The sequence below is a fragment of the Natribaculum luteum genome, from assembly GCF_023008545.1.
GTDB classification, from domain to species: Archaea; Halobacteriota; Halobacteria; order Halobacteriales; family Natrialbaceae; genus Natribaculum; species Natribaculum luteum.
The window spans coordinates 1802887-1823400 of the sequence record NZ_CP095397.1 but is presented as its reverse complement, the minus strand read 5'-3'; the positions used below and the strand labels follow the sequence as shown (position 1 = coordinate 1823400).

General features: G+C 61.6%; 26 protein-coding genes, 1 tRNA gene and 1 pseudogene. 19 read left to right on the top strand and 9 right to left on the bottom strand.

Annotated elements, in window-relative coordinates:
- Nucleotides 1-31 precede the first annotated feature (31 nt).
- The 11 genes from MU558_RS09350 to MU558_RS09305 all read left to right on the top strand — a co-directional run bounded on the left by MU558_RS09350 (nt 32) and on the right by MU558_RS09305 (nt 7549).
- Complete coding sequence (locus MU558_RS09350; protein WP_246974760.1) at nt 32-511, top strand: copper resistance protein CopD; 480 nt, start codon at nt 32-34, stop codon at nt 509-511.
- A gap of 66 nt (nt 512-577) precedes the next feature.
- The gene (locus tag MU558_RS09345; RefSeq protein ID WP_246974757.1) at nt 578-1015 is read left to right on the top strand and encodes a hypothetical protein; all 438 of its coding nucleotides are present in this window, start codon (nt 578-580) and stop codon (nt 1013-1015) included.
- 144 nt (nt 1016-1159) lie between these two features.
- Entirely contained in the window at nt 1160-2059 is a 900-nt protein-coding gene (gene gnd, locus MU558_RS09340; RefSeq protein ID WP_246974755.1) for a phosphogluconate dehydrogenase (NAD(+)-dependent, decarboxylating), read from the top strand.
- A gap of 115 nt (nt 2060-2174) precedes the next feature.
- The gene (locus MU558_RS09335) at nt 2175-2759 is read left to right on the top strand and encodes a 2Fe-2S iron-sulfur cluster-binding protein (RefSeq protein WP_246974752.1); all 585 of its coding nucleotides are present in this window, start codon (nt 2175-2177) and stop codon (nt 2757-2759) included.
- A gap of 195 nt (nt 2760-2954) precedes the next feature.
- Nucleotides 2955-4574: an MATE family efflux transporter gene (locus MU558_RS09330; RefSeq protein WP_345781511.1), complete on the top strand. Its 1620-nt coding sequence runs from the start codon at nt 2955-2957 to the stop codon at nt 4572-4574.
- Nucleotides 4575-4615: 41 nt separating this feature from the next.
- A tRNA-Arg gene (locus MU558_RS09325) sits at nt 4616-4688 on the top strand.
- A 165-nt stretch (nt 4689-4853) separates the two neighbouring features.
- Entirely contained in the window at nt 4854-5093 is a 240-nt protein-coding gene (locus tag MU558_RS09320; RefSeq protein ID WP_246974749.1) for a DUF7563 family protein, read from the top strand.
- Nucleotides 5086-5217 carry a hypothetical protein gene (locus MU558_RS23170; protein ID WP_265781581.1) on the top strand — a complete coding sequence of 44 codons (132 nt, stop codon included), beginning with the start codon at nt 5086-5088 and terminating at the stop codon, nt 5215-5217. The genes MU558_RS09320 and MU558_RS23170 overlap by 8 nt, the downstream gene beginning before the upstream one ends.
- Complete coding sequence (locus MU558_RS09315; protein WP_246974746.1) at nt 5214-5582, top strand: hypothetical protein; 369 nt, start codon at nt 5214-5216, stop codon at nt 5580-5582. The genes MU558_RS23170 and MU558_RS09315 overlap by 4 nt, the downstream gene beginning before the upstream one ends.
- Nucleotides 5572-5772: a sigma factor-like helix-turn-helix DNA-binding protein gene (locus MU558_RS09310; protein ID WP_246974743.1), complete on the top strand. Its 201-nt coding sequence runs from the start codon at nt 5572-5574 to the stop codon at nt 5770-5772. Before MU558_RS09315 ends, MU558_RS09310 begins: the two co-directional genes overlap by 11 nt.
- A 112-nt stretch (nt 5773-5884) precedes the next feature.
- On the top strand, nt 5885-7549 hold the full coding sequence (locus MU558_RS09305) for a winged helix-turn-helix domain-containing protein (RefSeq protein WP_246974740.1): 1665 nt from the start codon (nt 5885-5887) through the stop codon (nt 7547-7549).
- Nucleotides 7550-9020: 1471 nt separating this feature from the next.
- Here the strand turns inward: MU558_RS09305 and MU558_RS09300 are convergent.
- From MU558_RS09300 to MU558_RS09270, 7 genes are all read right to left on the bottom strand, one after another.
- On the bottom strand, nt 9021-9416 hold the full coding sequence (locus MU558_RS09300) for a PD-(D/E)XK family putative nuclease (RefSeq protein WP_486641997.1): 396 nt from the start codon (nt 9414-9416) through the stop codon (nt 9021-9023).
- A gap of 163 nt (nt 9417-9579) precedes the next feature.
- Nucleotides 9580-10752, bottom strand: coding sequence for a P-loop NTPase family protein (locus MU558_RS09295; RefSeq protein ID WP_246974737.1), 1173 nt, complete (start codon nt 10750-10752; stop codon nt 9580-9582).
- Nucleotides 10749-11555 (bottom strand): hypothetical protein, encoded by an 807-nt coding sequence (locus MU558_RS09290; RefSeq protein WP_246974736.1) that lies wholly within the window; start codon nt 11553-11555, stop codon nt 10749-10751. Before MU558_RS09290 ends, MU558_RS09295 begins: the two co-directional genes overlap by 4 nt.
- Nucleotides 11552-12166: a DUF8063 family protein gene (locus MU558_RS09285; protein WP_246974734.1), complete on the bottom strand. Its 615-nt coding sequence runs from the start codon at nt 12164-12166 to the stop codon at nt 11552-11554. Before MU558_RS09285 ends, MU558_RS09290 begins: the two co-directional genes overlap by 4 nt.
- Nucleotide 12167: 1 nt before the next feature.
- Complete coding sequence (locus MU558_RS09280; protein ID WP_246974731.1) at nt 12168-14951, bottom strand: PQQ-binding-like beta-propeller repeat protein; 2784 nt, start codon at nt 14949-14951, stop codon at nt 12168-12170.
- A 92-nt stretch (nt 14952-15043) separates the two neighbouring features.
- On the bottom strand, nt 15044-15781 hold the full coding sequence (locus tag MU558_RS09275) for a hypothetical protein (protein WP_246974728.1): 738 nt from the start codon (nt 15779-15781) through the stop codon (nt 15044-15046).
- A gap of 11 nt (nt 15782-15792) precedes the next feature.
- Nucleotides 15793-16215 carry a DUF8023 family protein gene (locus tag MU558_RS09270; RefSeq protein ID WP_246974725.1) on the bottom strand — a complete coding sequence of 141 codons (423 nt, stop codon included), beginning with the start codon at nt 16213-16215 and terminating at the stop codon, nt 15793-15795.
- Nucleotides 16216-16311: 96 nt separating this feature from the next.
- Here MU558_RS09270 and MU558_RS09265 point away from each other — a divergent pair, with 96 nt between their 5' ends.
- The 6 genes from MU558_RS09265 (at nt 16312) to MU558_RS09245 (ending at nt 17797) form a co-directional block, all read left to right on the top strand.
- On the top strand, nt 16312-16497 hold the full coding sequence (locus MU558_RS09265) for a DUF8053 family protein (protein ID WP_246974721.1): 186 nt from the start codon (nt 16312-16314) through the stop codon (nt 16495-16497).
- The gene (locus MU558_RS09260; protein ID WP_246974718.1) at nt 16494-16712 is read left to right on the top strand and encodes a hypothetical protein; all 219 of its coding nucleotides are present in this window, start codon (nt 16494-16496) and stop codon (nt 16710-16712) included. Before MU558_RS09265 ends, MU558_RS09260 begins: the two co-directional genes overlap by 4 nt.
- On the top strand, nt 16709-16882 hold the full coding sequence (locus MU558_RS09255; RefSeq protein ID WP_246974715.1) for a hypothetical protein: 174 nt from the start codon (nt 16709-16711) through the stop codon (nt 16880-16882). The genes MU558_RS09260 and MU558_RS09255 overlap by 4 nt, the downstream gene beginning before the upstream one ends.
- Nucleotides 16883-16885: 3 nt before the next feature.
- Nucleotides 16886-17017: a hypothetical protein gene (locus MU558_RS23165; RefSeq protein WP_265781580.1), complete on the top strand. Its 132-nt coding sequence runs from the start codon at nt 16886-16888 to the stop codon at nt 17015-17017.
- Entirely contained in the window at nt 17014-17292 is a 279-nt protein-coding gene (locus tag MU558_RS09250; protein WP_246974711.1) for a hypothetical protein, read from the top strand. The genes MU558_RS23165 and MU558_RS09250 overlap by 4 nt, the downstream gene beginning before the upstream one ends.
- Nucleotides 17293-17536: 244 nt before the next feature.
- Nucleotides 17537-17797, top strand: a complete 261-nt coding sequence (locus tag MU558_RS09245; protein ID WP_246974709.1) for a DUF7386 family protein — start codon at nt 17537-17539, stop codon at nt 17795-17797.
- Nucleotides 17798-17822: 25 nt separating this feature from the next.
- Here the strand turns inward: MU558_RS09245 and MU558_RS09240 are convergent, their stop codons facing one another.
- A complete protein-coding gene (locus tag MU558_RS09240; protein ID WP_246974706.1) occupies nt 17823-18074 on the bottom strand; it encodes a hypothetical protein in 252 nt (83 codons plus the stop codon).
- A 374-nt stretch (nt 18075-18448) separates the two neighbouring features.
- On the opposite strand from MU558_RS09240, the pseudogene MU558_RS23320 reads away from it, so the two are divergent.
- A pseudogene (locus MU558_RS23320) lies at nt 18449-18700 on the top strand (DUF7386 family protein).
- A gap of 86 nt (nt 18701-18786) precedes the next feature.
- Here the strand turns inward: MU558_RS23320 and MU558_RS09235 are convergent.
- A complete protein-coding gene (locus MU558_RS09235; protein WP_246974703.1) occupies nt 18787-19356 on the bottom strand; it encodes a type IV pilin domain-containing protein in 570 nt (189 codons plus the stop codon).
- Nucleotides 19357-19676: 320 nt separating this feature from the next.
- Between MU558_RS09235 and MU558_RS09230 the strand changes: the two genes are divergently transcribed.
- Nucleotides 19677-20510, top strand: a complete 834-nt coding sequence (locus tag MU558_RS09230; protein ID WP_246974700.1) for a hypothetical protein — start codon at nt 19677-19679, stop codon at nt 20508-20510.
- Nucleotides 20511-20514: the final 4 nt, after the last annotated feature.

The following is a 20514-nucleotide window of genomic DNA, read 5'->3' as shown; positions in this document are numbered from 1 at the left end:
GCTCATACGACCCGTCTTCGAGCCTTCGAGTATGGTCGATATCGTCGTTGCCCGAATCACCCACCTGGTGTTCGCCGCCATCTGGGCCGGGAGCGTCTTCTACGTCGCGCTCGTCGTCTTGCCGCTGGCCCGGGATGGTGTGTTCAACTCGACGAAGCCACTCGAGGTCGTCTCCAGCAAACTCACCACCATTTCGCGGGTGAGCGCCGCCGTCCTCTTTCTCACTGGCGGCCATCTCGCGGGGAGGCTGTACACGATCGGCGGCGAGGGACAGGGACTGTTCACGTCGATCAACGGCCAGCTCGTGCTCCTGATGGTCGTCCTCTGGCTCGCGCTTGCCGGCCTCGTCGAGATCGGCGCGAAGCGCTTCGAGTCCGGCCTCAACGGGAAAAAGCTCCGGGAGCCGGCTCGAGACGCACTTCCGGTGTTCCGCGTCGCGGCGGTCGTCGCGGTCGGGCTGCTCGTCGTCGGCGGCCTGATTACGACGGGTGCGTTCGTTCAGTTTCTCTGAGCGAAACGATTCTGGCGCGTGAACGGTCTACGAAAGATACTTAGTCGATTGCTGTAACGTCAATGCATGATGATCAGGGGCAAAGGCATGGCCCTGTCACTGCTCGCAGTGGGAACGGCTGCGGCCGCAGGCTACGTTCTCCGTGCTGGCCGCACGCGAGCACGCGACGGGCAGACCAGAGCCGACGTCGGCGCGCGGATCGTCGAGGAGAAGGAGATCCCCGACAACGCGACTGTCGTGGACGTCTCCTCCCGGCGACTACAGGACCTCCCAGCCGCCGGCGAAGCGATCGAGCGGGCCGTCAGAAACGACGCTCGAGACGAGTGGGAACACGTCACGCTCGAGTGCGACGACGCCTGGCGCGTCGTCGACGCACTCCGGGCGTCGTTGCCGTATCACGACGCAGACGGCACGGAGTACAATGGCGTCTACGTCCACTGTGACGGCCGCGTCGTCGTCCTCGACGCGTTCGGCTGGGTCCGCCTCGAGGAACCGATCCCGTGAGCCGGCCGGCTCGGGTTCCGTCGGCACGGGCTCGATAGCGTGCGGATTTTCGATCGCCGGCTCGCTCGTCGAGCCATCGGCGCGTGATCGTGTCGACGGATCCGAATCGCAACCCCTACCACGGCCGCGAGCGCACGCCAGCATATGCAACTGGGCGTAATCGGACTCGGTCGAATGGGACAGATCGTCACGCGCCGCGTTCTCGAGGCGGGCCACGACGTCGTCGCGTTCGACCTCGACGAGGAGGCCGTCGCCGACGCCGCGGAGGCCGGCGCGGAACCCGCAGAGTCGGTGACCGACCTCGCAGACCGACTCGGCGAACAGAAACGAATCTGGCTGATGGTTCCTGCCGGTGAACCGGTCGACGCCGCACTCGACGATCTCGAGGATCACCTCTCGGCCGACGACGTCGTCGTCGACGGTGGCAACTCCTACTTCCAGGACTCGATCCGACGCGCCGAGTCCTGTCCCGCCAGGTACCTCGATTGCGGAACGTCGGGCGGCCCCGCCGGCGCGGAACTCGGCTTCTCGCTGATGATCGGCGGCCCCGAATCGGCCTACGACGAACTCGAGCCGATCTTCGACGCCGTCGCCACCGGCTCAGACGGCCACGGTCATATGGGTCCCGCGGGCTCGGGCCACTACGTCAAGATGGTCCACAACGGCGTCGAGTACGCCCTGATGCAGGCCTACGGCGAGGGATTCGAACTGCTCCACGAGGGCCGGTACGACCTCGACCTCGAGTCGGTCGCGACGGTATGGAACAACGGCGCGGTGATCCGCTCGTGGCTGCTGGAACTCTGCGAGGAGGCCTTCCGCGAGGAGGGGACGGATCTGGGGACGGTCGCGGACCGCGTCGAGGGCGGCTCGACGGGGACGTGGACGGTCCAGGAGGGCCTCGAACAGGAGGTTCCGGTGCCGCTGATCTACACCGCACTGGCCGAGCGATTCGGCTCGCGGGCCGACGACGGTCGGTTCTCGCGACGCCTCGCGAACCGACTGCGCTACGGGTTCGGCCGCCACGAGGTTCCCCGGCGGGACTGACGACGGCGACGACGCTCGCGCCAGGCCCTCGGGGACGAGATCACGGGCGTCGACGGCGTCCTGACGGCAGACAAAAGGCAATACAATTAAATCACCGCACCCAAATGCCACGCATATGGACTACAGTCAGATGGGGCTCATTATCGGACTCGTGATGACCGTGGGTGCTGTGGCCCTGCATTTCATCAAGGGCACACCGTGGACAGCCGGCGAAGACATCACCCAGGACGTCCTCGAGCGTCGTGCCGAGACCGTCCCCGAAACGGACTTCCCCGAACCGATGAACCGCGCCATCGGCGGTGGCGGCGTCGCGGCAGGTGCAGTCGCCGGCGGCGAAGCGGGTGGCGAACTCGAAGAAGGTGAGGAGGGCGCAGAAGAGACCTCGGGCCCCGGCGACATCCCCGAAGACGAGATCGAGTACTTCGAGATCGAGTACGTCAAGGAAGGCGAGACGATCGAAGTCGCGAACAACGAGACGCTGCTCGAGGCCGGCGAAGACCAGGGCTGGGACCTCCCCTACGCCTGCCGCCAGGGCCAGTGTGTCTCCTGTGGCGGACAGATCTCCGGCGACTCCAACGAACTCGTCGAACACGACGACCAGCAGATGCTCGACGAAAACGAGATGGGCGAGGGCTACGTCCTCACCTGCGTCGCCTACCCCCGCGGCGAGTTCTCCCTCGAAACCAGCGAAACGCCCTGAGTCGGACCACCCGGTCGATTTTCCCGTCCGACTTCTCGCTTCGATTCTCACGTTTGCTACTCGAGTGACCGAGCACCACGGTCTTCGACCGACGTCCCCTCCCCGCTCTCTCGCAGTCGTGTCCACCGTCCGTCGCCGACGACTCGTCGACACACATCACAACGTTGATTTTCTCGTGTTTCGTTTCGAATCACAGTGAGCGACGAGCGTCTCGACTCGAGCGACGACACGGTCGACCAGCCCGAGGCCGAGCCAGCAGGCGGGGGTGATCGTCCCGAATCGATCACCGAGGGAAGCCTCGTCCGTCCGCTCTTTCACCTCGCCTGGCCCATCGTCGTCATCCAGCTGCTCCAGGTCACGTACAACGTCGTCGACACGCTCTACCTGGGTCGGCTCTCGGCCGAAGCCGTCGGTGCGATCAGCCTGGCGTTTCCGCTCATCTTCCTGCTGATCGCCGTCGCCGGCGGCTTCACGACCGCGGGCGCGATTCTCGTCGCCCAGTACACCGGCGCGAGAGGCGACCGCTCTGCGGGACTAGTTGCTGGCCAGACCATCACCACGGTCTTCAGCCTCGCTATCGTCATCGGCATCGCCGGCTACTTCTACACCCGACCCGCGCTCGATCTCCTCCCGAGCGATCCCGAGACGGCAGCGACCGTCATCCCCCTGGCGGCCGACTACATGGAGGTCATCTTCCTCGGGATCCCGCTGATGTTCGGCTTCTTCGTCTTCTCCGCGCTAATGCGTGGCTACGGCGACACCCGCACGCCGATGCTCGTGATGGTCGTCTCCGTGGGACTCAACGTCGTCCTCGACCCGTTTTTCATCTTCGGCTTCGCCGACAATCCGATCATCGGCTGGCTCGACGCGGCGCCGCTGCTCGGCGTCGTCGACTTCGCCGGCCTCGAGGCCACGCTGTACGCCGCCACCGGCTTCACCGGATTCGGCATTCAGGGTGCTGCGCTCGCGACCATCCTCTCCCGTGGCGTCGCGACGGTTCTCGGCCTCTGGCTCCTGCTCGGGACCGGCCTCGGGCCGGCGACCCGGATCGAACATCTCAAGCCCGACCTCGAGATCGTCGAGGACATCGTTCGGCTCGGGTTACCGAGCACCGTCGAGCAGACCACGAGCGCGCTGGCGATGATCACGCTGACGGCGATGGTCGTTACCTTCGCGCCGCCGATCGTCGCCGCCTACGGACTCGGGAATCGGCTCATCTCGCTCGTCTTCCTCCCCGCGATGGGCCTTGGACGGGCGATCGACACGATGGTCGGCCAGAACCTCGGTGCCGAACGGAGCGACCGGGCCGAACGCGCGGTGTGGCTCGCGGCGTCGACCGGTGCCGGCGTCATGCTCGTCGTCGCCGTGATCGCCGCGGTCTTTACCGAACCGATCGTGAGCGCGTTCCTCGGCGACGTTCCCGACGCGCCCGCCACGATCGCCTACGGCGTCGAATACGTCCGCATCCGCGCCGTCGAGTTCGCCTTCATCGGCGTCTCGCAGGTAATCCTCGGTGCCTTCCGTGGTGCCGGCAACACCAAGATCGCGATGACCATCTCGATCCTGACGCTGTGGGTCGGTCGCGTCGCGAGCGTCTTCGTCCTGGCGTTTGGCTGGTCCGTCACCGTCCCCGTCGTGGGGGTGACGATCGCCGCACTCGAGTTGGGCGAGACGGGTATCTGGATCGGGATGGCGCTTGGTAACGTCCTCGGTGCGATCGTCGGCGTGGCGTGGTTCCTCCGTGGTTCCTGGAAACAGCGTTACATCGAGGAGCCCGAACCCGCCGCTGGCGTGGTCGGCGGTGCCGAGGACTAGGTCAGAAGTGTTATAGGGAAGTGGGATCTTTCCTCTCACGAGGGCGCGTAGCTCAGTGGACAGAGTTCTTGGTTCCGGACCAAGATGTCGCGGGTTCAAATCCCGTCGCGCCCGTCAGCAGACGTCACGTTCTACGACTAAACCGAACTCCCGAGTAGAGAGTTCGAACCCGTTGTTTTCGGAGCTTCCGACGCCTCGAAAGTCGGGTCTGGAAACTGATATCGAGAGGAATCATGTTGCGGGTCCACGCCGTACGTCGATTTTCTTCTCAAATCGGGGGTGGTCGGCGTGACGGTCTCGCCGTGGCCGTCGACGGATCACTCGACTTGCCTCCACTGTGGAGCCCACGTCACCGACCGGTTCCGTCGCGTCTTCGGTGATGATCGCGATCGCGCCCACCGCTGTGGCGAGTGCGATAGCTACGCCCGGTTGAACCGCGGGTCCGCTGCTGGCGTCGACGTCGCGATCCCGGACCCGGAGACGTCGCCCGGCCGTCACGGAGGTGAGCCAGATGCGTGAGGCGTTCGTCCCCGCGAGTCGCCTCTACGACGTCCGGAGCGGAAACCGGATCGCTCACCCTGCCCGCCAGGCGAGCGACGACGACGTCCGGCGTGCGCTCGAGAACGGAGGTGAACTAGCGTGAGAACGCCGACGGGACTCGAGCGGTTCGGTGTCGTCGCGCCGACGATCGTCCGTGAACCCGCTCGAGACGACCAGGACATCCCGATCTGTGCCGAGTGTGGCTACCCCGTCGCGAAATCGAAGGGACCTCACCGCGTCGAGAAGCCCCAGCTCGTCGATGACAATCTCGCCGACGCCCTCGAGTATCTCGTCACCTACGGGTGGCGGTGCGATCGTCACGCCGCCGACGTCGTGATGCCGAGTCACGCGAGCGGTCCCGACGCACCGGGCATGATCGACGGGTGGATCGGTGTGCAACTCCGGTTCGCCGACGAGCACGTTCGGTACGTTCCGATCCCGGAGCGGGAGGTGGCCGATGTCGAGTGAACAGGCGACGCTCGTCGACTTTGGGCCGGATCTGTCCACCCTCACCGAGGCAGAACGCGAGGCGTACGTCGCCTGCCGAGAGAACGACGTCGGCGTTCGCGAGTTCGCCCGTCGAACCGACCGCCGTCCTGGTACCGTCGGGAACCTGCTTCGGCGAGCGGAAGACAAGCTCGAGGAGGGATCGACGTGAGCCGACACGTCGAAACCAGCGAGTGTGAGCGCTGCGGCGAGTCCGTCGACGGGCTTCGCCGTCTCTGTGTCGAGTGTACGCGCGACGTCCGAAACGCGCGGGAGGGACCGCTATGAGTGTCGACGCGACGGACGACCCGGTGCAGTTCGACGACGTCACCGAGTCGGAAGCCGACACCTTCCCTCGGCCACGCGCTCACGGCGCCGCGGTGATGAACCACTTCGCCGACGTCGACGATCCCGACGCCGATCGGAGTGCCGACCGCGGGACGTTGTACGACCGAGCGTTGGGCTACTGGCGTGAGCACGTCGGCGATCGCGACGCCGAACCGTACGTCGCCGTCGACGACTTCGAGGCAGACTGGTTGCCTTCAGGAGACTACGCGCTCGTGCTCACGTCGTCGCGATGGAAGGCCGGTACCGGTCGCGGTGACGACTATCGAGCGTACTACGAGCACCACCTGAAGCTTCGCGAATGGGGGCCAGAAGACGACGACGGAGAACGGCCGTTACACAAGCCAGCACTCGCGTTGCACGTCGAAATCATGCCCCAGTTCACGGACATGGTTTACGAGAGCGGTGACTCCCTCGAGTGTCCCTACGGCGAGGGAACGCGGTTGCTCGCCTGGACGACCTGGGCGGAAGGTCCCTTCGAGATCGAACGCCGGTTGTACGATGCCCTCCGGGCTGTCTACGGACGCGACGCGGTCGACCTCGACGATCGCGTCGACGACGCCCGCCGGATTCCGAAAGCCGAGGCACACATCCGGTTCTCGATCGGGAAGAAAGCAGCTGCGATCGAAACCCTCGAGCAATCGAAACAGCTCATCGACTGGGGTGGCGAATCGGAGATCGATGCTCACCAGCGACGGCAGAAAGAGGGCTGGCTCGAGGCGCTCGTCGAGAGCGACCGGTGGCACCTCCTCGGGTTCGATCCACAACGCTACAGCACCGAGGTGAAGATCTACCAGGCGAACCAGTGGCACCGGAAGCCACCGAGCGATCCGTTCCACCATCCGAAACTCGAGGCATCGTACGCCGGAGTCGACCGCGGCGAACTCCCCCACGTCTCTGAATGGGACGACGTCCTCGAGCACCTCCGGGCGGTCGTCGCGACGCACGCACGATGGGCCGGGATCGGTCGATCGGACCTCGTCTCTGACGGGTTCTTCGATGGGCCGCAGGCACCGCCGTGGGAGTTCGAGCGGCCGACAGGCCGCCGGCAGATGCTGAAGCGCCGGTACGAGGATCTGGCGACGGACATCTACCGCGAAGCGCTCAAGGAGTCGACGACGGCCGTCTACGACATCCTGCGCGTCATCGCCGAGCACGACGGTGCGAACTACGACACGCTCGTCGAGCGCACGGGACTCGCGAGATCGACGGTTCGCTACCACGTCCGTCGACTAGCTGAAGAAGGCGTCGTCACGCGCGAAGGGAATCCCGTGATGGTGTTCTTCGTCTCGCGAGTCGTCCTGGAGCGAGCGCGCGAGATTCTTCGCGAGGTCCGACCGGAAGACACGCCGGAAGACATGGACGATCGTGCCGAGGAACGCCGCGAGCGCCGCGAGGAACGGCAGGAAGACGGTGACGACCAGACGGACACCGACGACGACAAACGCGACGAGAGCACGGACGATGCGAACGAAATCGGCTTCGAGTACCTGGCCCGACTGAGCGCGTCGATCCACGACGTGGCGTACCTCTACGAGCGCGACCAGCTCGACGATCGCGACGTCCGGGTGCGCGTCGACGAGGTGCCGCCGCCACTCCGGTAACGTCACCTCCGGGTTCGCCCCTCGAGTAGCTACAGCATTCGCGATCGGCACTTCTTTTCGCGGCTTCCTCTCGGTGATCCTTACATTCTTCGCAGACACATTCATTTTCAGGTGTGTATTTCACTTTCACCTGGGTGTAAGCGGAGCGATCCCGTGGGCGTTGGGCCAGTTTCGCTGGTTCGCTCGAGGAAACGAACCGGCAGAATCACGGTGTGTGCATCGCGAAATCGGCCGTTTCAGACGTTGGCCTTCGCACCGGGGTTGCCGGGTCCCCCTACGGTAGGTGCCCCTAAGGGGGTAGGGCAATTGCGCGGCGCGCAGAGCGCGCGCCGCGCTAGTCGAAAGACGAATCGGCCGAAACCGGACGGGAGAACGGACGAAACGAGGTGGTGGGAGGGGCCGGTACCTCGACAACCGGCGTTGTCACGTAGAGTTAGGAGGGGTTAGAAAACGGGCAAAATAGCAACATTTGCCTGGTTGGTCTCATGGTGATTAGCCGCTATTGGATCGACGATCGTCGGTTCCAGCTGCCCGCGTGACTAAGGCCAAATATCCAAATTAACCGCTCCGTCTTCGTACTACACCACAGTCTTATTATGGCTCAGCATGTATCTGTAATTGTTGGCGGTCAGACCGGCTATAGCCACGTCGCAATTCGGTTTGACGGCCAACAGCTAGGTGAAATAGAATCTGACCTAATGAAGAAGGTCACCCAGAACGCCTAGGGCGACTAGCCATCGCCTGTAAAGGGGTCTGGTGACTCGGCTCCTAGCGAACATTTCCTTTCAATAAGTAAGTGATCAGAACTTGAGGCCGACTAAGAAAAATCGGTGTTAGGGGTGTATGACGTGTGCCTTGGGGGTCTTAATCTGCAGTGAGTTTGCTGACGTACACCCACGCCAGCAGAGAGGCGAGCGAAATGGTCAGGCCAGCTACAACCGCGAGGCCGATACCCGACCAAACACCGCAGATCCCGAACATTGCGCCACAGTAGACGCCGATTTCGGGGGTAGACTCGGCAGAGATTGTCGCGAACATTCCCTGGCTACTTGCCCCCGAGGCCATCGGAGGACTTTGCGCCTAAGGCGCTAGCGCGTAAAGCGCTACTATAAGGTGAGTGATGCTGATATTTATGTTTGGTCCGGAAAGATATTTAATAGGATTTTCTTCCACTAGATATTCATTGCAGATCTAATATCTGATTGGTTTCTTTTACTTCCCCACAGGGTTGCACGCTGGCAGAATTCGATCACCGAATATGCACACGAACCTCCACTCGCCGTGTGCATATCTCAAATCGAGCCGTCGTTTGAGCCGCCGTTCTTCTCTGACTAACAGACACGTTTCATCGATTTTGCCGACATAGACCGGTCAGTGAGTCGAAAAACTAGAATTTCGGGGTCGTGTGTACGAGTATACGGAGGGCTGACGGCGAGTATAAATATGATACTGAGACCGCCGTCGATGCTGATTAGAAAATCGAGTCGATCGAGATCTTCGCCTGCTCGGTTCCGCGGTGATCGCCGCCACCATGCCACCGGAGCAGCGGGAGGTCGCTCGAGCGAACCATCTTATCGCGAAGAATCGTCAGCCCCGATCGTCCATGCGGTCGGTAGACGACGAAACAGTACCAGCCGTCGTGACGGCGTAGCTTCTCGTGGTACTTCCGGTAGACCTTCCAGTTACCGGGCTGGCCGTCGGCGTGCTCGAGCATCGTGCTCTTGATCTCGACGGGCGTGCCGTTGCCGAACTTTGCGTCGTGCCACGAGCTGCGCTCGAGGTCGAACCGACGCTTCTCAGCCATGCGCTTCTCGACGATCGTGCCGAAGTGGTTCGCTCGCTTCGACCGCGATCGGGTTCGACTCACGCACACCACGCGCGTCGCGCGCCGATATATATACTCCTCCGCTGCTGGGAACGCCGCTCGCCCATCGGTCGCTTCGGTCCCGATAGGGAGCGAAGTGCGCTGTGGGCTGCAACCTTTCTAAAGGGAGGGTGCTTGAAACTGGAACGTTGGAATCCCGACGCCGTCATGCGATCACCTGCTCGACGGTTTCAACCCACTGGCGCTTCTCACGGTCGCCCTCGTCGTAGTCTTCCAACCAGTTGTAGACGGTCGTGTTGCTGAACGGGACGTACTTCGACGCCTGGTTGGGCGTCATCCCCTCGTCGACGCACGCCTTGATCGTCCACATGGCTACCTGCTTGACGTCGTCTTTCTCGAGTGGTTCCTCGTCGACGTCTTCGCCCTCGGGTGCCCGCCAGGACCAGTCGCTCGCCTCCTCGGTGGCCATCGACCAGTCGGTCGGTGGAATGCCCTCGAGCGGCCGGGGATCGACGTCGACGAGTTTCCCACCCGAGATGCGATCGGCGACGACCGCCCGCTTCTTGCTGACCTTCTTGATGATCGTGCCGACGCGCCACAGCATCGGGTGGATCGAACTCTCGTCGTGGCCGATGTAGATCAACGCTCCGCCGTACTTGCGGATCTTGAACACGAGTGGTCCCATCAACTTCCGGACGAGGTGACCGTCTTCGCCGGTCCCGCTGGCGGCACTCGAGAACTCGTCGCCGATGAAGAGCTTTGGGCGTTGGGCGTTCTCGACCGGGTCGCCGTCCTGGGCTACCCACTCCTCGAGGAGCGGGTAGTGTGGAATCCAGCCGTCTTCGACGTCGCCGTTGTCTCGCACCCAGTCGTCGTTTCGCTCGAGCGTTCGGATGTTCGATCCGACGAGGAGATCGCCGTCGACCCATCGCTCGCGCAGCTGTCCCAGGAGACCGGCGAAGTCCGACTTGCCGGCACCCATCTCCCCGAGCACGACGATCACCGGAGCCGGACCCGCGACGATCTCCTGGAGGCGAGTGACGGCCTTGATGCCCGCGAGGTCGGCCTGCTGACTCGGGTCGCCGATGTAGTGTTTCAGCGTCACCGTGTCGCCGTTCTCGAGTGCCTGGCGTGCCGTGTGGCCACCCTCGGCCTTGAGGATGTCCCGGTTCTTCTGGACCGAGAGGTAGTCCGCTGCTGGCTTCGAGTTCCATCGGTCAGGGTCGTGGTGGATCGCTCGGACCGCCAGCTGCCGATCGATCTGTTCGTCGCGAACGAACCCCGAGTGCGGAAGTACCTCGTCGGGATCGCGCTCGTGGTTGTTGTCCTGGTACTCGCGAAAGCCACCGACCGTGTAGTTGTCTTGCTCGTCGCTCATCGGTTCGTCCCTCCATCGGTTGCCGTCTGGGTGGTCGTCGATCCCTCAGCCGGTTCCGGCGTTCGTGGTCCGTGCTCGTCGGTGTACTCCTCGACGTACTGGGTGACGTCCTTGATCTCGTCGACGTCCCGCTGCTCGACGTCTTCTTTCGCCGCCTCGAAGCGATCCTTCACTGCCGTCCGTGGGTTCATCAACCCGCGTTCGTCGGCTTCGGCTTCCTCGTTGACGACGTCGCGTTGAATCTGGAGCCCCATCTTCGAGATCCGGCCACGGAGTCGGTTGAACTCGAGGAAGGCGTCGACGAGGTCGCCGTGGACGTCCTCGAGCATGGCCTTGGTGGTGACGAGTTTCGAGTCGGCCAGCTGGGACATGTAGCACCCACGAACGACGAGTCGGCCGGTGTCCTCGTGGTAGGTAAACTCGCGAACCTCGTAGGCGTCGCCGTCGTTGCACACGTACGGTGACGGTCCCTCGACGACCTTCTCGTTCCACACCTCGGGTGCGACGTAGAGCTTCCGGCGGGTGTCGTCGACGCCGTTGATGTGGTAGACGTCGACCATGTTCCGGTTTCTGAGCTTGCGAGCACCGGTCACGAACAGCCCGAGGAGTGGCGGCCCGAGGAGGAGCATCGCGGCGAAGATGCCCTTCGCGATCGGTGGCACGCCGGGGATCGCCGGACGGAACCAGATGAGCGCCGCGCCGAGCGAAACGGCGAGCCCGAAGACGAGGAACTGGCCTTCAGCTGCGACGTACGTCAGCCGGTCGGCCCAGCCGCCGAACGTCCCGCTCGTCTTGTCGCTCACGCCTCGATCACCCCGTTGTCTTCCGAACGGATCACGTAGGCTGCGCCGAGCGCTGCCGAGACGATCGTCATGATCACGCCCGTGAACAGGCCGCTTTCACCGCCGAAGTGACGGAACGGGTTCTTCTCGACCTGGCCGACCGAGACGAACGCGCCACTTCCCTGCTCGAGGCTGGCGCGCGTCGCGATCGCGACGCCGGCCCCTTCCCGATCGGTGACCGGCATCGTGACCGTGTTGGTTCCCTCCTGGAGGCCGGTCTCTTTGTAGTTGAACGTGCCCGTCCCTTCCTCGAAGTCACCGGCTTCGGTCATCGAGATCTGCGTCGCCGAGTCGGCTTCGATCTCGATCGTGAACATGCCAGGCCGGTACTCCCAGTCGACGATTCGCGTCTCGTTGTCGATCTGCTGCAGGTAGTCTTCGGATGGGGCGACGGTCGGTTCGTCCGTCGCGTTCTCCTGGACGTCGGGACTCACCGGTCCCTGATCGCCAGGGTACACCTCGTCGCTCGAGTTCTCCTGTGCCTGTGCTGCCACCGGTTGCGTCGCGATCGCGCCCATGCTCATCGCCAGCGTCACCGCTACCACCGTCGCAAAGATACTGAGTCGCTTCATCTCACCTACCTCCGAACGGGAGTAGATCGGTCACGATCCCGACGATTGCCATGATGACGGCACCGATAATCGCCAGGCCGACGAGACCACCCCCTCCGTCGAACCAGTCGCCACCGCCGAACAGTGGCGTTCCACTGGTGTCGTCTTCTGCCTCGAGCTGCTCGAGATACGTCTCGAGTTCGTCGAGATAGTTCGCGAACTCCGTCGAGTCGTACGTGTCGTACTCCGGGCGTTGATAATCCGGGTCGTTGACGGTCACGTCGTCAGAATCGGACTCACCGACGGTCGCCTCGACGCCGTAGAACTCGAGGATGTCGTAGACGTGCGTCGTGTACTTGATGTCGTCGACGCTATCGAACTGGTCCATCTCAGAGACGATCGTCTCGATCGAGTCCGGCGTACCAGCCAGCGCCTCGAGGTCGGCGATCGTCTGGTCGTCGACGTGCGTGATCGTCGCGCCGTCAGCGTCGCGCATCTCCACGACCTCGAGCACGCCCGTCGCCATCGTGATTTCAGACCCGGACGGTTCGTCGAACATCAACGCCCGACCGGCGATCCCATCAACGGGATCTGTAGTCCGGGTTATCGCGTGGTACACCGTGTTGTTCACGTCACCGAGGGGATTGAACAGCCACTTCTGACTCCCATCGGACGTGTCGAGGGCGTACATCTCGGCGTTGCCGTTCGAGACGTACACCTCGCTTCCGTCCGAAGACACACTGATCGACCGAGGCATGATATCCGCGGTGTTCGTGTTCCAGACGACAGACCAATCCGACGGATCGAGTGCGTAGTCTCCGTTATCGTTCGAGACGTAGACCGTTCCATCGGGACCGGTCGTCAGTACACGCGCATAGTCGGTCAGACCGGTATAGGTCGACAGTTCAGACCCGTCCGACGGATCGAGCGCAGCGACGACACCGTCGTCGCCGATGTAGACAGCACTTCCGTCGGGTGCCGCCGCAGCGCCGTATACGTTCGAGACCGGCGACGACGTGTTGAGCCACAACTCGGTACCATCGGTCGCGTCGATTCCAGCCACGTCCGGCGTATTCGTGCCGACGACGACGGTCGACCCGTCGGGCGTGACCGTGATCGAATAGCCGTAGTTCGACGGGGTGTGGCTCCACTCGGTCGACCCGTCCGAAACGGAGAGCGCGAGCGTATCGCCGTATCCGGTCACGTACAGCGTGCTCTCGTCGGGCGAGAGCGTCATCGCTTCGACGCCACTGCTCGAGCCGGTCGCGTAGTCGATCGACCACAGCTCGGACCCGTTCGTCGCATCGACTGCTGCAACCGAGTCAGCCATTCCGATGAACAGCGTTTCGCCGAGGCTATCGGCAGCCACCGCGGCAATCTGCTGTCCGGTCGAATACCGCCACTGTTCTTCTTGCGTGACTAGATCGATCGCACGCACCTCGTTGTCGTTCTCGTAGGCGAGGAATCCGACGGGACCGACGTGATAGGAGCCGCCAGATTTGAAGCCATCAGGCGGCAGATCACTACCGAACAGCACGCCCGTATACGATGTGTCCGCGACGAACTCGTCGGGGTGGACGTGTCGATCCGAGATCGACGGGTCCGGATCGACCCATCGACCCGTTGCACCCGACCACGAGACGTCCATCTCCGAGACGAGCGAAAAGTCGGGTTGCTCCATTCCGAGTTGCTGGAGCATAGCGACCCTGAAACGAGCATTCGTCGGGTCGTCCGTCCCCGAGAGGAAGTGAGTCATGCCTTCCGGGGAGCGGACCTGCTGTGGCGTGATGTTGCCAGCGTCCAGCTCCGCGTAGACGTCCTCGACGAACGCCTGGCTGTAGTTGCCGGTGACGGTGTCACTCTGTGAGTGAATTTCGTCGAGGAGCCGGAACGTCTCGAACGGGTTCCACACGACCGCAGACGAGAGGTCGGAACCGACGTTCGGGATCGAGAATTTGCTGTCCAGCGTCACCGTCGTCGAATCGCTCAGTGTGTACGTCAGCGTCTCGTTCGCCGAATCCCACGAATCGACGACGTCCTGCGAGATCACCGGCACCGTCTCGAGGTCGGTTCCGTTCGTGGTGTCCCGAAGGTGTACTTCGGGAACCTCGAGCACCGCCGACTCGAGATCACCGAGCACGTCGTCAGCCTCGTCGGGGTTGACGTTCGAGATCGCCGTGCCGTCGTGCAACGTGAGGTCGATCTCCTGGGTGGTTCCACGGAATCGGAACTGGACTGTGTTACCCGAGCCGTCTGTCCCGGTCGCCGCGATCCACGCGTCGTCGCCGGTATCTTGCGCCGCACCAGCAGCGAACCCCAGTTGCAGCAACGACTTGGCCGTGACGTGCCAGTGGTTGAACTCGGGGAGTTCGTAATACTGCCGAATCCGCTGCATAGCGCGGTCGTAGGCCGTGCTCGCGGATTTGCCGTCTTCCCACGCACTCGCGATCCCGTGGCGACCCTCGAGGTTCGCTACTGGTGGCGCGTCTTTCAGCCGGTTGCCGAAGACGATTTCGTGCGTAGTGAGACTCTCCGCTTCGGACGTGCACAGGTTGTGCAGGATTGCCTGATCTGCCGACGGACTCTCGTTTATCGAATCGCGAAGCGATCGGACGGCGACCAACCCGACGACGCCACCGACACCCCATGCAGCAGTGTCGACGGCATACTGGACACCAGGCGTCGACGCCGCGCCCGTGATCGCCGAGACGACGCCGTCAACGAGACCCTCTGCCGCGGTCGCGGATTCGGAGCCAAACGTTACCCCCGTAGCGGAGGCTCCGGCTGCGATCGCGAGCGTTTTCATCGCCTCTCGTCGAGTCAGCCATCCCGACTCGAACCTGTGGGCTGTGGGCTGTGGGCCGCCGTTCCGATCTGGAGCGTCAGCCGCGGACGACACTACGACCGACCTCCGTTATCACGCGAGAGCCAGGCACCTCCCGCGACCAGGCCGACGATCACGACCAGGCCGACAAGTGCCGACCCCGATCCGTCCGACCCGCCGATGATGCCGCCGAACGTGCCGTCGTCGATCGTGACGCTGTCCGCCTCGAGGTCGTCGGCCGTGACGAGCACGCGGTATTCGTCGCCGTCGACGAGACCGTTCGATTCGTCGAACGTGACCGACGTCGTGTTACCCGGATCGGCCGAGAGTACGTTCTGGGCCACCAGATCAGCCGATGCGGTCACCGACAGAATCTCGTCGTCGGTCGTGATGGTTCCGTAATTCGAGAGGTCAACCGTCCCGTCGTCGGCAATGTCGGCAGACGGGACGTCGACCGTTCCGGCCGTCGACGCGTTCAGATCGACGGTGTAGGTCGTGTTCGCCGTCACGTTCGCACTGTCGAACTCTGCGATCGTCCCGTTCAGAGTGGTGGCGTTGAGTGCCGAGTTCGTCACGTCGTCGCCGTCGACCAGGAAGGCGTCTTCGCCGTAGACGTCGACGTCGGCCGTCGCGTTCGCAGGATCGGTGATCGACTCGTTCCACGTCACGTCGACTGTGAGATTGCTCTCGTTGTCGAAGGTGACCGTCTCGTTGGCCATCTCCGTGGTCGCCGCGGTCGCACCGATCGATGCGAGCGCGATCGCGACGAGCGCGAAGACTACAACCGTCGTTGTGGCGTTTGAAAAATTCATTGTGAACCTCGTCAGTAGTACGCGATCAGGTAGTAGCCCGCCCCGTTCAGGAACAGCAGGAACACACCCGCGAACCAGTAGGACTCGAGGGCGCTCGAGACGGCCGGGACGATCGCCGAGAACAGGTTGAGGATCACCATCGCGCCGACAATCGCCGCCTGTTCCTGCGAGAAGTCCGAGAAGTCGCGAGCCTCGTTACTGAACCAGGCCGCCCCGAGGGCGATCATCGAGAAGACGAAGCCCCAGGTGATTTCCGTTCCCGACGCGCTGTAGAGCACGTCGCTCAGGTAGAACGTGATCGGGTTGTCCAGGCCGATCGTCCCGAGTCCGGACAGACTCAACGTCGCAGCCACGAACAGTGGTGCGAGTACGGCGTCGATGAAGTCGACGCCCTTGTGTTTCTTCATTCCAGCGAATAGGTTTGCGGTTGCCATGTGCAACGCTCGAGCGGTCGACCCGCCCGCTCCAAAAGGTCAGCAAAAAATAGGCTCAGCAAACTTTATACCAAGGCGGGTTGCCCGCCTGGCTGCATGGCGTTGAACAAACTCCGACAGTTAGACAAGAACTCGGCAGGCGTCACCCTGCCGAAAGACGATCTTCGCCTCGAGGGACTCCTCGACGAGAACGGCGAGATCGACGGCGAACACCACATCCACATTCGCCACGTCGACGACGGCCAGTGGACGCTCGAGTTAGTCGAGGGGATCGACGCGTGATCGACGACGTCCTCCAGGAAGCCAGACGGGAGCGACGTCGCGAACTCGAGCGGGAAGCGATGCGTGCGATCGAACTCCGCACTCGGCTGCCGGCGATCGTCCAGGAGGCGATCGCCCAGCTCCTCGAGGAAGCCGACGACCTCGAGCACGCTCGAGAACTCGCCCGACTCGACTCGAGCGAGAGCGTCAGGGTGTCGGACGGTGGTGAGCCATGACGGTGACCTGTGACGAGTGTGGCGACGACGCCGATCCCGAGAAGGTGAAGATGCTCATGCGTCCCGGAACGGACGACGATGAGACGTATCTGCTCTGTGTGTGGTGCCAGACGGGGTATCCTCGAGACCGACAGTACGCGCCACACCCGGCCGATTTGGAGGGTGAATGAGACATGGTCGACGTCTGCGAGACGTGCGGACTCGAGAAAATCGGTGGCCGCTGTCTCACCCGCTGGTGTGACGATCGTCACGAGTCGGTCGACCGACTCGAGGTGACCGAGAAGGGGGACGAATCGGACCGATGATAGAGACCATTGTCGACAAACTTGTGATTCGAGGCGACGATCCCCGTGAACCGCACGCGAGCCGATCGGGAATGAAGCTTCGAGCGGTGGCTGTCGCGATCACTCCGGCGGTCGCGCTACTCGCAATCGCGATCGCGCTCGAGGTCCCGTCGGTGATCGCGACGGTCGGCCCGATCGTTCTACTCGTCGTGGGCGTGAAACTCGTCGCCTGTCGGATCAACGAGCGAATCCAAGAACTCGAGATGTCCGATACTAGGGGTGAATCGGAAGCGTGATCGAGAGTCGTGGAACGGGGTTCTCAGATCGGACCCCCTGGGGTTGCGCTCAGATGTATACGCGATCCTCGATGTATGCACCCTGCCGTGGGCAATGGGCCGCTCGAGTGCATAGAATCGAACTCGATCCGACCGGCACCCGCGCCGATCACGCCACACCCCGACCCCCACACTTAAAGAACAGACCGGTCGGTCACCCACGACCGACGCGAATCGACCCCCCGTGCATACACTCGTTTAAACCATGACCAAGCGAACCAGCCTGAAGCTCACCGACGAACGACAGCGAAAGCTCGAGCAGGCGAGCTCGATCGTCGCCGCAGATGAGTACGACGACCCGCCGATGTCCGTCGTGATCGACGCCGCCTTGACGCATCTACTCGAGAGTGAACAGAACATCCAGGACGCTCGAGGCGAGGTCGATCCCGAGACGATTCAAAAGGTAGCAAACACCTCGGTAATCGGTCTTCGCTACCGGACTTCCGTTGTGAGTAAGTGGAGATAGGAAAATGGTATTTGAAATCAGAACGTTAGGCTGACACTGTTTTGACGTGCTCCTCGTCTGGCGTATGAGTGTTGCTTGCAGCCTTTGAGACGGCCTCAGCAAATTCCATAGAATCCTCATTCAGTTGTAGTGATTCGACAACCTCTCCCTCTGGAGTCCGCAATTGGATAGATATCTGATCATCTTCAGTATCAAAGACATATACGAGTGCAATTACACCGATGAGAACCCCAGCAACACCAATCAAGAGGAACATTTCAGAGAGTCCTCCTGGCATCAGTCCTTGAAGAGCTAAGGTGACAACACCGGTCAAGAGTGAAATCAATCCGACTGCTAGACTGTCGGTATTGAAATTGTTTCCCTCTTCTTTTCGGATACGTACCCCACCCAAATTATCCAAAAACTGAGATGTAACTGAGATTGTTCTGTCGTCGTCCTCACGATACGTGATAAATCTTCGATCAGTTAGAAGGTATGTGACTGATCCCTCGGTAGACGCAGTGATCGCCGACTCTCCATTGGCGAGATAGGATGCAAGTGTTTTCTGTTGCGCTTGTAATAACGTCATAGTTACATTCCCAGATATAAGTGATAGAATTTGTCTTTTTCTATGACTATCTGAACTGGGGATTAGCTACTTACAAGGACGTCATAGAAGGCACCAGTCTGAAGCTCACCGACGAACGACAGCGTAAAATCGAGCAGGCGAGCGCGATCGTCGCCGCCGACTAGTACGACGACTCGCCGGTGAGTGTGGTAATCGACGCGGCGTTAACTCATTTGCTCGAGAGCGAAGAGGATATTCAGGACACTCGAGGAGAGTACGATCCAAAAACGATCCAAGGAATTTCGAATACATCAGTGATTAAACTTCGATATTGCACAACGATTGAAAGTAGATGACGGTAGAGAAATATCTAATACGATAGATTTGTGTAGATACCTCTGGTTGATTATTAAAATAACAAATGAGGGATGGGTATCAGCTTCTAGGGGTCAGTCTCGAAGGTTGCTGTGGTGACTGTAGTATCAGATGCAGAATCAACCAATTGGACCTCTACTTCGCCATCAAGATCCGAGTAGAGGTTTACCCCGTCACCCGAGCCGGTGTGACTAACACTCACGGTAAGGGTAGCACCTGCACCGAAATCATCATTTAGTTCGGTTTCAATCGTCGTTTCGTCAGAACTAGCTGAGCCACCCACGGTATCAGAATCGGTAGCATCTAATGACGCAATTTCACCACCATCACTATCACGAAGAATGACTTTCACGTTGCCATTAGCAATAGAGTCCCCTGATGAATGACTCAGATAGAATAGCTCAGCGTCGGGAGTTGTGCCAGAAGAGTCTGGCTGCCAATCAGAGTTCATATCTATTTCAGCTGCAGTAGTGGGCGCTGGTTCACCCATATTGTTACCAATATCAAGAACGAACGCCGCAATTACAGCCGCAAGAATCACCGTGATCGCGACCATCAGAATCACGCCGATCACGGGTGAGACTGCTCGTTCCTCTTTACTTCCGATCAACTTCGATCTGTATTTCTTTAGATCCATATTTACCATAGCACCCTGCGAACGGCGGAAAGATTATGAACGGTGGTGTGGAACCACCGAACGCGCGTAGGGGGATTGGGTAGCAATACCATCCCAGCGCGCTTTCCGACGTCCGGCTTGGCGCTGGTAGTTCCCACGTAACTACGGCCATATATAGTTAAAGGTAGCTGACAGTCAATTGAATTGATAGGACTTTCAGATGTGATAATCAGCGAACGCTATCTACCCTACAGCGGCCCCTTGAACCTACGCCGTCTTGCGATTTTGCTCTAACTTCGCCAAAGCGATAGGTGTTTGACCAATCACTCTCACCTCCACCTATGGATCGAGACGAGTCGTTACTCGAGGAACGCGACCTCGCGCGCACCTACGACGGCGGGGCCTACGACGACGCCTGGACGGCTGTCAAGCAGTACCGTCGCGTGGCAGCCTATCGCATCGACAACCCGGACGAGGGGTACACGGCAATCGCGAACGCGCTCGAGTTACCCGTCGGTCGCGTTCGGTCGTGGGTGGACTACGAGAAGACGCCCAACGTCGTCGCGGGGCTCCGGGCGGCACGCGAGCACGGCTGGCTCGAGGTCACCTACGACGACGACACCTTCACCGCGTTGAACGCGCTCGTCGCGAACGTCTATTCCGGCGGGTCGATCAATCAGCAGAACTGGCAACCGCTGTTCGTCCTGAACGAGCGCGGGTTCAACTCGCACGTGATCGACGCGCTCGAGCTGGCCGACGTCGGATACACGGTGCACGACGAGGCCGACGACGATCGCGGTCCGGTTATCCGACCCGGCGAAGACGGGGCGATCCTTGGGCGGGTGTTGTACGTGCTCGGTGCACCGCTCGGGAAGAAGTCGAAACTCGAGGAGTTCTCGTTACCCTGGTATCTCGACGAGGCACCTCGAGACGTCCGAGAGCTATTCGTTCACTGTTATCTGTCGAACCGTGCCTATCCCGATCCGGCGAGCGCGTCGATACAGATTATCGAAGAACGGCCGCGTTCCTACCGCGAAGAACTCGCGGCGTTGATTCGATCTGTCGCCGATGGGCCGGTGACGGTCGGTGAGGAGTCGGTGACGATCTCGGCAGACGCGTCTCGGTCGCTCGGGCACCTTCCAGAACACCGAATCGCAGCTGAAGAATCTGAGTGAGTTC

Bases quoted from the DNA above. Each gene is read 5' to 3' on its own strand.
- MU558_RS09350 (WP_246974760.1), top strand. From the start codon at position 32: ATGGTCGATATCGTCGTTGCCCGAATCACCCACCTGGTGTTCGCCGCC.
- MU558_RS09345 (WP_246974757.1), top strand. From the start codon at position 578: ATGATGATCAGGGGCAAAGGCATGGCCCTGTCACTGCTCGCAGTGGGA.
- gnd (WP_246974755.1), top strand. From the start codon at position 1,160: ATGCAACTGGGCGTAATCGGACTCGGTCGAATGGGACAGATCGTCACG.
- MU558_RS09335 (WP_246974752.1), top strand. From the start codon at position 2,175: ATGGACTACAGTCAGATGGGGCTCATTATCGGACTCGTGATGACCGTG.
- MU558_RS23170 (WP_265781581.1), top strand. From the start codon at position 5,086: ATGCGTGAGGCGTTCGTCCCCGCGAGTCGCCTCTACGACGTCCGGAGC.
- MU558_RS09310 (WP_246974743.1), top strand. From the start codon at position 5,572: ATGTCGAGTGAACAGGCGACGCTCGTCGACTTTGGGCCGGATCTGTCC.
- MU558_RS09305 (WP_246974740.1), top strand. From the start codon at position 5,885: ATGAGTGTCGACGCGACGGACGACCCGGTGCAGTTCGACGACGTCACC.
- MU558_RS09295 (WP_246974737.1), bottom strand. From the start codon at position 10,752: ATGAGCGACGAGCAAGACAACTACACGGTCGGTGGCTTTCGCGAGTAC.
- MU558_RS09285 (WP_246974734.1), bottom strand. From the start codon at position 12,166: ATGAAGCGACTCAGTATCTTTGCGACGGTGGTAGCGGTGACGCTGGCG.
- MU558_RS09280 (WP_246974731.1), bottom strand. From the start codon at position 14,951: ATGAAAACGCTCGCGATCGCAGCCGGAGCCTCCGCTACGGGGGTAACG.
- MU558_RS09275 (WP_246974728.1), bottom strand. From the start codon at position 15,781: ATGAATTTTTCAAACGCCACAACGACGGTTGTAGTCTTCGCGCTCGTC.
- MU558_RS09270 (WP_246974725.1), bottom strand. From the start codon at position 16,215: ATGGCAACCGCAAACCTATTCGCTGGAATGAAGAAACACAAGGGCGTC.
- MU558_RS09265 (WP_246974721.1), top strand. From the start codon at position 16,312: ATGGCGTTGAACAAACTCCGACAGTTAGACAAGAACTCGGCAGGCGTC.
- MU558_RS09255 (WP_246974715.1), top strand. From the start codon at position 16,709: ATGACGGTGACCTGTGACGAGTGTGGCGACGACGCCGATCCCGAGAAG.
- MU558_RS23165 (WP_265781580.1), top strand. From the start codon at position 16,886: ATGGTCGACGTCTGCGAGACGTGCGGACTCGAGAAAATCGGTGGCCGC.
- MU558_RS09250 (WP_246974711.1), top strand. From the start codon at position 17,014: ATGATAGAGACCATTGTCGACAAACTTGTGATTCGAGGCGACGATCCC.
- MU558_RS09245 (WP_246974709.1), top strand. From the start codon at position 17,537: ATGACCAAGCGAACCAGCCTGAAGCTCACCGACGAACGACAGCGAAAG.
- MU558_RS09240 (WP_246974706.1), bottom strand. From the start codon at position 18,074: ATGCCAGGAGGACTCTCTGAAATGTTCCTCTTGATTGGTGTTGCTGGG.
- MU558_RS09235 (WP_246974703.1), bottom strand. From the start codon at position 19,356: ATGGATCTAAAGAAATACAGATCGAAGTTGATCGGAAGTAAAGAGGAA.
- MU558_RS09230 (WP_246974700.1), top strand. From the start codon at position 19,677: ATGGATCGAGACGAGTCGTTACTCGAGGAACGCGACCTCGCGCGCACC.